The organism is Streptomyces sp. NPDC041122 (genome assembly GCF_055592445.1).
The window spans coordinates 156,268-169,140 of record NZ_JBVIYQ010000004.1; the positions used below are offsets into that span (position 1 = coordinate 156,268).

A 12,873-nucleotide genomic window follows, 5' to 3' on the forward strand; every position below is an offset into this window, starting at 1 on the left:
CTGGGAGAGAATCAATCACCGATAGATTTTTGGGGTGGTCGACATGCCGAGCAAGATCACGACACGCTCCCTGCGGGTCCTCGTCGCCGGTGGCGGTGTCGCCGGGCAGGCGCTGGCCTTCTGGCTCACCCGTGGCGGCCACCAGGTGACGGTCGTCGAACGCTTCCCGACGCTGCGGGCCGCGGGAGCCCAGGTCGACCTGCGCGGGCAGGGCATCGAGGCGGTCGAACGCATGGGGCTGCTGGAGACCGTTCGCGGTCACCTCGTGGACGAAGCGGGCGTCGCGTTCGTCGATTCCCGAGGGAAGCCGAAGGCGACGATCATGGCCAACACCTCGGGCAAGGGCCGCCAGACCCTCACCTCGGAGTACGAGATCATGCGCGGCGACCTGGTCCGCATCCTCCACGACGCGACCAAGGACGACGCCGAGTACGTCTTCGGCAAGAGCGTCGACGGTTTCGACCAGGACGAGCACCAGGTGACCGTCCATTTCTCCGACGGCTCCTCCGGTGAGTTCGACCTGCTGGTCGGTGCGGACGGACAGGGGTCACGCATCCGCCGTGCCCTTCTCCCGGAGGGCCTCGACCCGTACTGGCGCGTCGGCATCCACATGGCCTACTGGTTCGTCCCGCGCATCGCCTCGGACACCTCCATCCGTGACACCTACATGGTCCCGGGCGGTCGCCAGATCATGCGGCGCAGCCACAACCCGGCCGAGACGCAGGTCTACTTCGTGCTGCGCGAGGAATCGGCGGAGGCGTCCGCGATCCACCGCGCGCCCGTCGAACGCCTGCGGGAGTTCTGGGCCGGGCGCTTCCGTGACGCGGGCTGGCAGAGCGAGCGGTTCATCGCGGGCATGAAGACGAGTCCGTTCTTCTACTCACAGGAGATCGTCCAGGTGCGCACCGACACCTGGTCCACGGGCCGGGTCGTCCTGGCCGGCGACGCCGCGCACTGCGCGTCCCCGTACAGCGGCATGGGCATCTCCGGTGGGCTGGTCGGCGCGTACGTGCTGGCCGGTGAGGTCAACCGGCATGCCGAAGACCTGCCCACCGCCCTGGCGAACTACGACAGGGTGCTGCGGCCCTTCGCCGACGCGATCCAGGCCACGGTGAACCCCCGCCTGCTGCGCGTGGGCCTGCCCAAGAGCCGGCACGCGATCAGTGCCTTCCAGGCCACCACGGCCCTGGCGTGCGCCCTGCGCGTCCCGGACCTCGCGGCACGCTTCGCGAAGGAGGACCGAGGCGGCACGTGGCAGCTCCCCGGCTACCCCGACCTGCCCGTACATCGGCCGGCCCAGGGCTTTGGACGTAGGCCGTAGGGCGGTGGTGAAGTGATCGACGAGACCGGGCCGGCCGGGGCGGTGCGTGAGCAACCGGGCGCCAGGGTCGGCCCGTTGTCAGTGGGCGTTCTTATGCTGACGCCATGAAGATCACCCAGCAGACCCTGGCGGAGGCCTGGCAGCGGACTGCTGCGCGCCACCCCCGGCTGCACGAGGTCGAACTGCCGCCCGTGACGGTCTCGGAGGACGAGTTCGAGGAGTGGGCCGAGCGCGCCGAAGATGTGCCGGACGCCGGTCTGTGCCTGCTCCTGGAGGACGGCGCGGTGCACGGTCGGTTCGGGCCCCACCAGGAGGTCTCCACCACTCGCGATCTCGACCAAGCGGTGTATCTGATCGCCGAAGCCGCGATGCGCCTGTGTGGCGACAGCCTCGAGGAGACGGCCGAGGCCCTGGAGGAGATCGATCCGGTGTGGGGCAGACGGTTCCGCGGCGGTGCTCTGGACGGCACGGGGGCGGTCGAGCCGTGCGGGCACGATCCGCTGGAGGGCCTCGCCTGGGTAGCCAGGTCCTGGCGAGAGCAGGACCCGTACACGACGCTTGCCTTCTTCCGCGCGGAACCCGGCAGGCCCGTCGACCCCGAGCGCCTCGCTCTGCTCTACGGGGCCGATCCCGCGCAGGTCGCCGCGGGCACCCGGCTCAAGGACCTGCGGGCCGAGGACGACGGCAGGACGTACGGGGACCGGCAGTGGCAGAGCTGCTGCTTCGGACAGGCTGGCGGGTGGACGTACCTCCTGCACCACGAGACGCCCGTCGGGGCCTTCGCCGACAAGGACGCCTACGCGGCGCTCGGCATCACGGAGAGCGTGTGGCTGACCGCCACCTCCGCGAAGGCCATCTACACCTTCGACTACGTCCGGGACGGCCGCCGCGTCGACGACGACCGGGGCGCGCTGGAACTGATCCGGTACGAGCGCGGGTACGCCCCCTATCCGCGCGGCGGCGAGCTGGACTTCCTCAACCGGGCGCTGCGCCGGGCCGAGCTGGACCACCCCGAGCTGACCCACACGTTCGAACTGTATTTCCACGCCCTGGAGACATCCCTCGGCCTGCGGCTGCCGCGCCGGGACTTCGCGGACGAGGAGGTGCGGGTCGCTTACTGGGCCGGCGAGTAGCGGGACCGCCGCTCCGCGTCACCGCCCCGTTCGCCACACGCGTGACGCGGAGCCCCGGCAGTCACCGTGCGGTCACTTAGACTCGCCGAATGGCCAAGTACTTCGACGTGCACCCCGACAACCCCCAGCGGCGCAGCATCGGCAGCGTGGTCGACGGGATCCGCTCCGGTTCGCTCGTCGCCTATCCGACGGACTCCTGCTACGCGCTGGGGTGCCAGCTCGGCAGCCGCGACGGCATGGACCGCATCCGGTCGATCCGGCAGCTCGACGACCGCCATCACTTCACCCTGATGTGCGAGAGCTTCGCGCAGATGGGGCAGTTCGTGCACCTCGACAACGACGTGTTCCGCGCCATCAAGGCGGCCACGCCGGGCAGTTACACCTTCATCCTGCCCGCCACCAAAGAGGTGCCGCGCCAGATGATGCACCCGAAGAAGCGGACCGTCGGTGTGCGCATCCCCGACCACACGGTGACCCAGGCGCTCCTCACCGAGCTCGGCGAGCCGCTGCTCTCCAGCACGCTCCTCCTGCCGGAGCAGGAGGAGCCGATGACCCAGGGCTGGGACATCAAGGAGCGCCTCGACCACCTCGTGGACGCGGTCATCGACTCCGGCGACTGCGGCACCGAGCCCACCACCGTCATCGACTTCTCGGGCGGTGAGGCGGAGATCGTCCGCCGGGGAGCGGGCGACACCTCGCGCTTCGAGTAGCGGGAGGGGGCTCGCAGCGCCCGCCGGATCGAGCGGATCCGGCGGGGCGACTGCCCTCGCTGCACGCGTCCGGTCGTTCAGGGCATCGGCGTGCAGCATCCGTCCCTGCGCATCAGGTGCCCCGCCGCCAGCCAGTGCGCCGCGTCCTCCGCATCCGCCCCGGCCCGGCTCTTCGGCCGCCGCTCGAACGCGGACGTCAGGTCGTCGGTCGCGTACGGGGTTCCGCCCCGCAGCACCGACACCGTGCGCACCATCGTGTCGAAGTCCGTGAACGGGTCGCCGTCCACCACCGTCACATCGGCGACCTTCCCGGCCTCGAGGGTGCCCAGGTGCCGGTCGAGGCCGAAGATCCTGGCCGGCAGGACCGTCGCGGTGCGCAGCGCGGCCGCCGGGGAGAGCCCGCCGCGGTGCAGGGCGCGCAGGCCCAGATGGAGCGAGAGGCCCACCGGGACGAGGGGCTGGTCGGTGCCGAGTGCCACCTGGCCGCCGGCGGCGAGGACGCGGCGGTAGATGTCCGTCTCCCTGCGCAGGGTGGCCAGTTGGTCCGTGCCGGGAGGAACGGCCGCCCCTGCCTTCACGGCGGCGGCGTCCCACGGCGGCATCACCGCGGTGACGCGCGGGTCGTCGGCCAGCGCCGGGTCCGCGCCGATCAGGGGTGCCGAGGTGAACGGTGTGGCGATCAGGGAGAAGGCCGCTCCGTGGGCGCTGTAGATCTCGATGACGTCGTCCCAGGAACGGCCCGTGGCCGTCGTGGCGTGCCCGAACTCGGCGCGCTGGGTGGCCTGCAGATGGGTCGTCAGATCCTGGCCCGACTGGATGCCGGGTGAGAGCAGATGGCTTCCCGCGCGCACGCCGAGCCGCTCGTGGGCATAGCGTGCCGCCTCCTCCATCACCCAGCCCGGCGCGCGTACGTACGTCTTCACGAAGTCCCAGTCGAGCGCCGCGCCTCGGTCGAGGGAGCGTCTGAGCGCCGCCCGGTTCCGGTGGGCGCGGCCCATGCTGTACGCGACGCGGGAGCCGTCCAGGAGTTCACCGGTGGTGAGCAGGCGCGGGCCCGCGAGTTCCCCGGCGGCCACCGCCTCACGGATGCGGGCCTGTTCGTAGGCGAAGCCGCCCAGCGAGACCGCGGTGGTGATCCCGTAGGTCAGCTGGCCGACGGTCTGGCGTCCGCCGTACGTCGTCTGCCAGGGGTGCGTGTGGGTGTCCCAGAGGCCGGGGACGACCGTGTGCCGGGAGGCGTCGACGCGCCGGGCCGCCGGGGCGTGGCGTGCCGGGCGGTGGGGCCGCACGGACGCGATGCGGCCGCCGCGGACGACGACGTCCACGTCCTCCCGCACGTCGTTCCCGCCGCCGGTGCCGTCCCACAGCCGGCCCGCGTGCAGGACGAGGTCGGCGGGTGCGGGCCTGCGGTGGTCCAGTGGCACCCGCACCGTGCGCGGGTCGCCGCCGTCCGCGCCGATCAGGCGCAGTCGGCCGTTCGACAGGTAGAGGAGCGTCTTGGAGTCGCCCGCCCAGGAAGGGTGGTCGGCGGGTTCGGCGGAGAGCATGCGTGGGGCGCCACGGGGCGTGCCGTCGGGTGTCACGGGCAGCAGGTGCAGCGCGGAGTCGACGATCACCGCGAGCAGCCGGCCGTCCGGGGACCAGACGGGGCCGGAGTCGTACCGGTCGGAGAGCGAGGTGTGCGGGGCGACCGCGTGCAGGTGGGCGGCGCCGGTCGCGGTGTCGACGATCCGGATGAGGTTGTAGCCCTCGCGGAAGCGGTAGTTGAGGCGGTTGCGGTCGCACAGGGCGAGGTACCGGCCGTCCGGGGACCAGCTGGGTCTGCCGGGCAGCCCTCCCCCGCCGAGCGGGTCCGCCAGCGCGCGTTCGGTGCCCGAGGCGAGTTCGCGCACCATGAGGCGCCCGGTCATGTCCAGGCTGGCGAGCCGTGCGCCGTCGGGTGAGAGCACGGGGTGGACGCGGCCGCCGGTCGCCAGCGCGGTCTCGGTGCCGGTGGCGAGGTCGTGCCGGTACACGCCGAGCAGGCCGTCTCGGTCGTCGGCGTAGACCAGGGACCTGCCGTCCGGCGCCCAGGCCGGGCCGAGCAGATACTCGGTGGCCGCGGCCCGGTGCAGCCGCCGGGGCGGCTTGCCGCCCGAGGTGTCGGCCAGCCAGAGGGAGTTGAGGGCCGCGAAGGCGACGCGGTGTCCGTCTGGGGAGAGGGCGGGCAGATGGATGCCGCGGGTCGGCCGGGCGCGGCCGAGGCCCAGGTCGTACTCCTTGACCCGGTAGCGCGGGCGGTCCACCGGCAGGGTGCCCCGGAACGGGATGGCCTCGGGCGCACTCCCGCTCCCAGGTCGTACGAGGGTGAAGCGGCCGTCGAGGGTGAGCAGCAGCCGCCCGTCCGCCGTCCAGCGCGGGGGAACGGGCGCCAGGTCGCCGGACAGTTCGACGGGACGGCCGTCGACGACGAGGGTGCAGGAGGCGTGGGGCGCGGCCGTGGTCCGCAGGTGGGCGAGGTGCTTGCCGTCGGGGCTGAGGGCGGGCGTCATGACCTGCGCGGCCGCGGTCTCGGTGTGCGCGACGGTGACGGGGCCGGTTCCCCGGGCATCGACGGCGGCGATGGTGCGGGACTCCAGCGCGGTGCCCTGGGGTGTGGTGATGGTCGTGCCGCGGACGAACAGGATGCGGGTGCCGTCCGGTGACCAGGTCGGGTCGAAGTCCTCCCACGGTCCGTCCTGGAGGGGCCCGTGCTGGCCGGGCAGCCCGGTGAGGCGGGTGAGTGCGCCGTCGGCGAGGTCCAGGACGTGGATGCGGTACGAGCCGCCCTTCACCGGGTCGCCGCCGCGCTCGGAGGCGAAGGCGATGCGGGTTCCGTCGGGTGACCAGGCGGGGCCGCGGTCGTCCCAGGGTCCGTCGGTGTGCTGGCGGAGCCGGGAGCCGTCGGCGTGCATCGTCCAGATGTGGAAGCCGCCGTCCTGGTAGGCGCAGAACGCGACCGAGGTGCCGTCCGGGGCGTACACGGGCCGGTTCGGTTCGAGGCCCGGTGGCGTCAGGGGTTCCGCCTCGCCGTGACCGTGGCCGCGGGGCACGGACCACAGGGTGGCCTGGGCCTCGACGATCAGCCGGTCGGCGCCGGGTGCGAGGGTCGCCGAGCCGTTGGTGACCCGGGTGAAGGAGAGGGGGACCGTTCGGCGCGGGCGGGCCGGCGCCGGGGCGGCACCCAGGGCGACGGCGGCCCCGGACACGCCTGCGACGACGATCAGTTGACGTCGCGTCAGGGGCAACATGGTGTGGTGCCGGTCACATTCCATGACACAGCACACTCGCCCATCGCCGGGGCGCGGACAACTCTGCGGGGCGACAACACGCCGGGGCGTCCTCGGGCGCACCCGCCCCGCCCATCCGTCCGGGGCCCCGCCGTCTCGTACCGGAAGCTGACGGCGCGGCCCTCCCGTACCCCGAGAGTCTGGTGGCGCGTGCTACCGCAGGGTGACGCGGCATCAAGTGCCTTCGCAATAGCGTCCTTTGGCATGACGATGAACCGCACCACCGCGCGCCGAGGCGCCCTGGCCTCCGCTCTGGTCCTCGCCCTCGCCCTGCCCGTCACCGGCGCGCAGGCGGCCTTCGCCGCCGACGCGGGCGGCACCGGGGCGACCCACGAGGCGGCCACCGCACCGCTCCACCTGCCCCGGCCCACCGGACCGTTCGCCGTGGGACGCGACACCCTGCACCTGGTCGACAAGAGCCGCCGCGACCGCTGGGCGCCCTCGCCGAGTCCGCGTGAACTGATGGTCTCCGTGTACTACCCGGGCGGACGCGGCGGCGGACACCCCGCCCCGTACACCTCCGAGGAGGAGGCCCGGCTGCTGTTGGAGCGGTGGAAGGTCGACCAGCAGGTCTCCGCCGCCGCGTACAGCGCCACCCGCACCCACGCGCGCACCGGGGCACGGCCGGCTGCGGGGCGCTTTCCGCTGATCGTGCTCTCGCCCGGATTCACCGCTCCCCGCTCCACCCTGACCCACCTCGCCGAGGACCTGGCGAGCCGGGGCTTCGTGGTGGCCACCGTCGACCACGCCTACGAGTCGGTCGGCACGGCGTTCCCCGGCGGGCGGGTGCTGACCTGCCGGGCCTGCGATCCCGCCGAGCAGCCCGGCATGTTCGAGGTCATCACCGAGGGACGGGCCAAGGACCTCTCGTACGTGATCGACCGGCTGACCGGGCGCACGGCCGGCTGGCGGCGCGCCGCCATGATCGACCCCGAGCGGATCGGTGCGGGCGGGCACTCCATAGGCGGGGCGGCCGCGCTCGCCACCATGGCCGCCGACCCCCGGGTCCGGGCCGGGCTGAACATGGACGGCAGTTTTCATGTCAGGCCCCACGGCATCGGCGGCCGGCCCTTCCTGATGCTGGGCACCGAGGCGCAGCACACGCCGGGGGTCGAGGACGGCGAGAACTGGGACCGGACCTGGCGAGGCCTGGACGGCTGGAAGCGCTGGCTCACGGTCGCGGGCTCGGGGCACTTCACCTTCACCGACTTCCCCGTGCTCGCCGCGCAGGCCGGGGTGGTCGACCACCAGGTGCCGCTGTCCGGTGAGCGCTCCGAGCAGATCACCCGGGCGTACGTGGGGGCGTTCTACGAGCAGGAGCTGCGCGGGACACCGCGGCCGCTGCTCGACGGGCCGGCGCCGCAGCACCCGGAGGTCACCTTCCAGCGCCGCTGACCCGCGCTGGGCGTGCGCGGCCCCATCGTCCGTCCTGTCCGCTCGGCGTGTGAAGTCTCACTCTCCCGTCGAGGGTGAGACAGCACTCGATACGGTCAGCAGACCCTGCCCGGACATTTTCTGTTATCGAGGTGGGCGCAGCGCGTCTCCTTTGTGTCGGAGGAGAAGGCCCCCCACACAGAAAGTGGTCACAGCGTGAGCAGCGAACGCCACATCGCGATGATCAGAGCAGCGCAGGACGGGAACCAGCGGGCGCAGGACGCGCTGGTGGCGGAGTATCTGCCACTGGTCTACAACATCGTCGGGCGAGCCCTGAACGGGCATGCGGACGTGGACGACGTGGTGCAGGAGACCATGCTCCGCGTCCTCGGCGGCCTGGACGGGCTCCGCGATCCGGAGAACTTCCGCAGCTGGCTGGTCGCCATCACCATGAACCAGATACGCGGCCACTGGCGCGAGCGCACGTCGGGCGCGATACCCACCGGTGGCGGCCTGGCGGACGTGTACGACGTCGTCGACCCGGGCGCGGACTTCGTGGACCTCACCATCACCCGGCTCGGTCTCTCCGGGCAGCGCAGGGAGACGGCCGAGGCCACCCGCTGGCTGGACGAGGACGACCGGGCCCTGCTGTCGCTGTGGTGGCTGGAGTCCGCCGGTGAGCTGACCCGCGCCGAGGTCGCCGAGGCGCTCGAGTTGTCGCCGCAGCACGCGGCGGTGCGGGTGCAGCGGATGAAGGCGCAGCTGGAGACGGCTCGCGTCGTCGTGCGGGCGCTCTCCGCCAACCCGCCCTGCGGCGTACTCCGGCAGATCACCGCCGGCTGGGACGGGGTGCCCTCGGCGCTGTGGCGCAAGCGGCTGGCCCGCCACGCCCGCGACTGCGCGGCCTGCGAGGGCCACTGGTCCAGCCTGGTCCCGGCCGAGGGGCTGCTGGTCGGCCTCGGCCTGGTCCCGGTGGGCGCCGGGCTCGCCGGCCTGGTCGTGCCGCCGGACCTCGTCGAGGTCGGCTCGGCCGTCCCGGCGTCCGGCCGCGACGCCGATGCGCCGGTCGCCGCGCGTACGCAGGCCCGCCGCGACCGCGCCAGACGCAGGCGTCGTACGACGGGCGTGGCCGCCGCGGTCGTCGCGCTCGGCATCGGGGGTGCCGCGGTACACCTGCTGACCGGGCCGGACGCGGACGACAGCGCCCCGTCGACGGCGGCCGCGCCCGCCTCCGACACCGCTCCCGCGGCCACGCCCTCGAAGAGCGCCTCCCCCAGGCACTCCGCGTCGCCGAGCTCCAAGCCCAAGCCGAGCAAGTCGAAGAAGAAGGCCAAGCCCTCCCCCAGCCGCTCGACGGCCGAGCCGCACCAGCCGAAGCCGAAACCGAAGCCGACGAAGCCCGCGACGTCCGCCCCCGAGCCCCCGAAGCCGGGCAGCCCCGCCGAGCAGGTCGTCGCGCTGGTCAACACCGAGCGCTCGAAGGCGGGATGCGGCCCGGTCCGGTCCAACGCCAAGCTCGCCACGGCCGCCACCAACCACTCCGCCGACATGGCGGCCCGCGACTACTTCGACCACACCAGCCCGGACGGCAAGGGCCCCGGGGACCGCATCACCGCGGCCGGCTACCGCTGGAGCACGTACGGCGAGAACATCGCCCGCGGCCAGCAGACCCCGGCGTCGGTGATGGACTCGTGGATGAACAGCTCCGGCCACCGCGCCAACATCCTCAACTGCGACTTCAAGGAGATCGGCGTCGGCATCCACAACGGCTCCGGCGGCCCGTGGTGGACCCAGGCCTTCGGCACGGCCCTGTAGAAGGGGCTTGCCCCGCGCGGCTCAGCCGACGTGCTGGGTGTGGAACTGTTCCAGCCGCCGCTGGGCGAGCAGCAGGGTGCCGCGCTGCCGGCCGGGCACCTGCCGGCGCAGGGAGACCAGGGCGGGGCCCAGCGCGCGGACGGCCTCGGGCTCGCGTATGCGGTCCCAGAGGTGGTGGGCGCGGTCCGCGGCGGCCTCCACGTCCGGGGAGTCGGGGGCCTGCCCGGCCGTGAGGCGGGCCGAGGCCACCGCGAGCCAGATCTCGCAGCTGCGCGCCGGGTCACCGGCGAACCGCGCCAGATCCGCCCGCACCTCCATCCAGTGGATGACGTCCTTCGAGCCGGGGCCGTGCATGCGCAGCGCGCTCTGCTCCCAGGAGGCCGCCAGGGCCGCCGCCTCGCCGTGCCGCCCCGCCTCGACGGCCGCGGTGATCGCCGCGTGCGGATCCATGCCGTGGTCGGCGGGCTGCGGGCGCTGCGGCACGAGCGGGGTGGACGGGACGGGTGACGCGGCCGGCACCAGAGCCGCGGGGGCCGTGACCGGCATGGGCGCCGTGGGTGCCAGGGGCTGGGGTGCGCTCGGGTCATGGACCGGCAGCAGGTCCTGGGCACCCTCGTCGAGGCCCTGGGCCACCGCGTGCTCGTGGAGCTGCGGCAGGGGCGGGCGGTGGCCGCTGCGAAGGATCGTCGCGAGGGCCTTCATGTACGTGGGGGTGGCGGGCGTCCGGCGCCGGGTGGGCGGGGCGATGCGGCCGTACAGGACGACGCCGGGACCGGCGTCGAGCGAATGCGCGGTGAGGGTTTGCCAGCTCTCCGCGTCGGAGTGCAGATCGGCGAGGATGGTGGTGCTGCCCGCCGGGCGCAGCCGCAGCTCCTGCGTGAACCAGTGCCAGGGGAACCCGGTGTAGCGCACGGTCGCCGTGGTGGTCCGGGCCAGCGCGACGTGCAACTGCCGCTGGCGCCGGTCGAGATGGACCTGCCCGATGAGGTAGATCGTCAGGGGCCCCGGCGCCATGGCCGCGGCGCGGAGGCGGGTCAGTACGGTCTGCGGGTCCAGCGGGTCCGCGAGTTCCACGATGCTCGCGGTCGGCGTTCCGGCCAGGGTCTCCGGAGGCACCGCCGCGAGGACGGGGAGCACGGAGGCCGCGTCCACCAGGCGCCCCCTGCCCACCGGGGCGGCCGCGATGAGCAGCACGGTTCCAGGCACGGGCCCCTCCTTCTCGATCAGCACGTCAGCACCGTATCCGCATCTCCGGCCCGACGCGCCCATCGGGCTCCACCCGGTCCTCCTCGACCGGGTCCGTTCCGGTCGCGGATCCCAACTGCGGCCGGTGCTCCGGGAGTCGACGACGATCTCGCGCGGCGGCGAGCGGGAGGCGTCGTCGGCCCTTGTTCCTGGGAACGAGAACGGGTGCGTAATCTCGTACGTGAGTACGGACGAGCTGGTCCGCACCGGTCCTAACCTGCGGAGATGATCAGGCACATGTCGACGCACCCCTCCCGCGGTCTGAGCCGGGTGCTCGATGACCTCGGACCCAGCCTCCTCGATCTGGTCCACGGCGACCCGACGTCCGCGACGGAACTCGGCGGCGTCGGCATCCACGATCCGCACGACGAGCAGCTCTATCCGGAGCGCGCGATCGTGCTCGGCGTGGGTGTGCACGGAGCGGAGGAGACCGCGCGGCTGATGCGCCGGCTGTCCGGCGCGGGCGCGGCGGCCTTGGTCGTACGCGGCCCCGTGGACGCCGCGGAGCTCGACGCCGTGTCCGCCGAGACGGGCATCGCCGTGCTGGCTCTCGCGCGCGGCGCTTCGTGGGCTCAACTGGCGGCCATGCTGCGGACGTTGCTGTCCGAGGGCGACGTGGGCGGGGCGGAGCCGCAGACGCTGGGCGGAGTGCCGTCCGGGGACCTTTTCGCGCTGGCGAACGCCATCGCGACGCTGCTGGACGCGCCGATCACGATCGAGGACCGCCGGTCGCGCATCCTGGCCTTCTCCGGGCGCCAGGACGAGGCGGACGCACCCCGGGTGGCCAGCATCCTGGCGCGCCGGGTGCCCGAGCGGTATCTGCGCCTCCATGAGGAGCAGGGGGTCTTCCAGGAGCTGTACCGCAGCGAGCAGCCCGTGCACATCCCGCCGCCGAGCGTGGGTGACGAGGTCGCGCTGCCGCGCATGGCGATCGCCGTGCGGGCGGGGGACGAGATCCTCGGGTCGGTGTGGGCGACGCTGCGCCGGCCGCTCACTCCGGAGCGGGAGGAGGCCTTCCAGGAGGCCGCGAAGCTGGTCGCGCTGCACATGCTGCGCTTTCGCGCGGGCGCCGACGCCGAGCACCGGCTCCGCGCCGACCTGGTGACGACGGCGCTGGAGGGCGGTTCCGGGGCGGTCGAGGCGCTGGGCCGCCTGGGGCTCGCCGACGGCCCCGTCCTCGTACTCGCCCTAGGGCTCGCGGAAGCGGCGGACGGCGACCACGCCCAGCTCATCGCGGAGCGCCAGCGGCTGGCCAGTGCGCTCGCCGTGCATCTGACGGCGGTGCAGCCGCGGTCGGCGGTGGCGCTGCTGGGCGATGTGGCGTACGCGCTGTTCCCCGTGCCGGACGACTCGGCGGCCGCGCGGGAGCGGGCCGTGCAGGTGGCGGCGAACTTCCTGCAGCGCACCGGGGACCGGACGGGCGCGGTCGTCGGGATCGGTTCGGTGGCGCGCGAGCCGGCGGCCCTCGCCCGCTCACGGACCAACGCCGACCGGGCGCTGCGCGTGCTGTTCACGGACCGGGGCACGCGGCGGGTCGCCGCCATCGCGGACGTGTACATCGACGCGCTGCTGATCGAGATGCGGGACCTGGCGATCGCCAACCGCGACGAACTGTCGGGTCCCATCGCCCGCCTGGTGGCCTACGACCGACGGCACAACGCGCATCTCGTCGAGACACTGCGGGCGTGGCTGGAGGCGTTCGGCGACGTGATCTCCGCGTCGGCGAGCGTGTTCGTCCACCCCAACACGTTCCGCTACCGGATCCGCCGGGTCGCCGAGGTGGGCGAGATCGACCTGCGGGATCCGTCCGCGCGGTTCGCCGCGATGCTGCAACTGCGGTTGATGGGGCCGTACGACCAGGGGGCCGGGGCGATGTCGGAGCCGCGCGCCTCGACGTGAGGGCCTGTGGCGACGTGAGGGCCCCCGGCGACTCCGCGTCGACGTGAGCGGTTCTCGTCGGCGCCCCC

At 73.4% G+C, this 12,873-nt stretch carries 8 protein-coding genes; 6 read left to right on the top strand and 2 right to left on the bottom strand.

From position 1 onward, the window contains the following. The first annotated feature begins 43 nt into the window (after positions 1-43). From ACZ6B8_RS16740 to ACZ6B8_RS16750, 3 genes are all read left to right on the top strand, one after another. Positions 44-1,321 (top strand): FAD-dependent monooxygenase, encoded by a 1,278-nt coding sequence (locus ACZ6B8_RS16740; RefSeq protein ID WP_471607653.1) that lies wholly within the window; start codon positions 44-46, stop codon positions 1,319-1,321. Between the two features lie 104 nt (positions 1,322-1,425). Continuing rightward, a complete protein-coding gene (locus tag ACZ6B8_RS16745; RefSeq protein WP_471607654.1) occupies positions 1,426-2,454 on the top strand; it encodes a hypothetical protein in 1,029 nt (342 codons plus the stop codon). A gap of 89 nt (positions 2,455-2,543) precedes the next feature. Then, positions 2,544-3,164 (top strand): L-threonylcarbamoyladenylate synthase, encoded by a 621-nt coding sequence (locus ACZ6B8_RS16750; protein WP_471607655.1) that lies wholly within the window; start codon positions 2,544-2,546, stop codon positions 3,162-3,164. Between the two features lie 77 nt (positions 3,165-3,241). On the opposite strand, the gene ACZ6B8_RS16755 is transcribed toward ACZ6B8_RS16750, so the two are convergent. Continuing rightward, a complete protein-coding gene (locus tag ACZ6B8_RS16755) occupies positions 3,242-6,433 on the bottom strand; it encodes an amidohydrolase family protein (RefSeq protein WP_471607656.1) in 3,192 nt (1,063 codons plus the stop codon). Between the two features lie 243 nt (positions 6,434-6,676). Between ACZ6B8_RS16755 and ACZ6B8_RS16760 the strand changes: the two genes are divergently transcribed. Both ACZ6B8_RS16760 and ACZ6B8_RS16765 read left to right on the top strand, forming a co-directional pair. Continuing rightward, positions 6,677-7,867 carry an alpha/beta hydrolase family protein gene (locus ACZ6B8_RS16760; RefSeq protein ID WP_471607657.1) on the top strand — a complete coding sequence of 397 codons (1,191 nt, stop codon included), beginning with the start codon at positions 6,677-6,679 and terminating at the stop codon, positions 7,865-7,867. 195 nt (positions 7,868-8,062) lie between these two features. Further along, positions 8,063-9,661, top strand: coding sequence for a sigma-70 family RNA polymerase sigma factor (locus tag ACZ6B8_RS16765; protein WP_471607658.1), 1,599 nt, complete (start codon positions 8,063-8,065; stop codon positions 9,659-9,661). Positions 9,662-9,682: 21 nt separating this feature from the next. On the opposite strand, the gene ACZ6B8_RS16770 is transcribed toward ACZ6B8_RS16765, so the two are convergent. Further along, complete coding sequence (locus ACZ6B8_RS16770; protein ID WP_471607659.1) at positions 9,683-10,867, bottom strand: hypothetical protein; 1,185 nt, start codon at positions 10,865-10,867, stop codon at positions 9,683-9,685. 264 nt (positions 10,868-11,131) lie between these two features. Here ACZ6B8_RS16770 and ACZ6B8_RS16775 point away from each other — a divergent pair, with 264 nt between their 5' ends. Further along, positions 11,132-12,805, top strand: coding sequence for a PucR family transcriptional regulator (locus tag ACZ6B8_RS16775; RefSeq protein WP_471607660.1), 1,674 nt, complete (start codon positions 11,132-11,134; stop codon positions 12,803-12,805). Positions 12,806-12,873 lie beyond the last annotated feature (68 nt).